Below are 1103 nucleotides of genomic sequence, written 5' to 3'. Positions count from 1 at the left end.
AAACGGCTGGCTCAGCTGTTGCGCCATCGCCCCGGCAATCGCCTGTTGCTGCGCTGTCTCGCTCAGAGTCCGCACATCCTCATAGCTCAGGGTGAAGCCGGCGTCCTGGCGGATCACCTGCGCGTCATCGCGATATACAGTTCTGAGCACCTCATGACGGGCAATGATGGTTTGCAGTACGGCCTCGACCACCGTCAGGTCCAGCTCGCCGTCAACCGCAAAGGCTGCCGGCATATTGTATTGTGGTGTGCCCTGCTCCAGCTGATCGATAAACCATAACCGCTGCTGAGCATAAGACAAGGGGGCAACACTATGCTGGCCCAGCTGAGGGTCATCCTGCATCACTCTGGGCAGGGCTTTAATGTCCTCGCGCAGTGTCTGTCCCTCGGCCGCAGCAACCGCTTTGGCCTGCTCAGCCACGGTGGTGGCATTGAATAACGTACTCAGTGGCAGCTCCACTGCCAGCTGTGCGCGCAGTGCGGCGGCCAGCTTAACCGATAACAGGGAATGTCCGCCCAGTGCAAAGAAGCTCGCTGTGGTGCTGATCTGCGCGGCATCAAGGTGCAGTAATTCAGCCCAGATCTCACACACCGCCTGCTCGAGGTCGGTTTGCGGGGCAACGTAGTGGTCCTGCTGCGCCCCCGGATCCACCTCTGGCAGCGCCTTTTTATTAATTTTACCGTTGGCGGTCAGTGGCCAGTGTGGGATCACCCGGCCCAGTTTCGGCACCATGTAATCGGGTAAACACCCTGCCAGTGCGCTCAGTGCTGCATTGATAAAGTCAGAATGGGCTGCCTCGTCCAGCGCCTCTGTCGGCTGAACATAGGCCACCAGGTAAGTGCCGTTGGCCCCGCTTTTCGCCAGTACCACGGCACTGTCGATGGCCGCCTGACGGCTCAGCTGCTCGCTTATCTCGCCCAGCTCCACCCGGAAGCCACGAATTTTAACCTGATCGTCTGCCCGGCCTACAAATGCCAGCGTGCCATCGGCCTGATAGCGCACTAAGTCGCCGGTGCGGTACAAGCGTGTTGAACTGCCTGCCACCTCAGGGTCATAAAAGGGGTTATCAATAAAGCGCTCGGCACTCAGCTCAGGCTGGTTCA

General features: G+C 59.4%; 1 protein-coding gene. It reads right to left on the bottom strand.

All coding sequences use genetic code 11. The annotated features are described in order from the left end of the window. Positions 1–1103: condensation domain-containing protein (locus QNM19_RS24440; protein ID WP_284027319.1), on the bottom strand; the 1103-nt coding region annotated here is incomplete at both ends.

This window comes from Pseudoalteromonas ardens, assembly GCF_030125445.1.
Taxonomy (GTDB): domain Bacteria; phylum Pseudomonadota; class Gammaproteobacteria; order Enterobacterales; family Alteromonadaceae; genus Pseudoalteromonas; species Pseudoalteromonas ardens.
The sequence above is the reverse complement of the archived record's forward strand: the minus strand, read 5'-3'. Positions and strand labels throughout refer to the sequence as shown.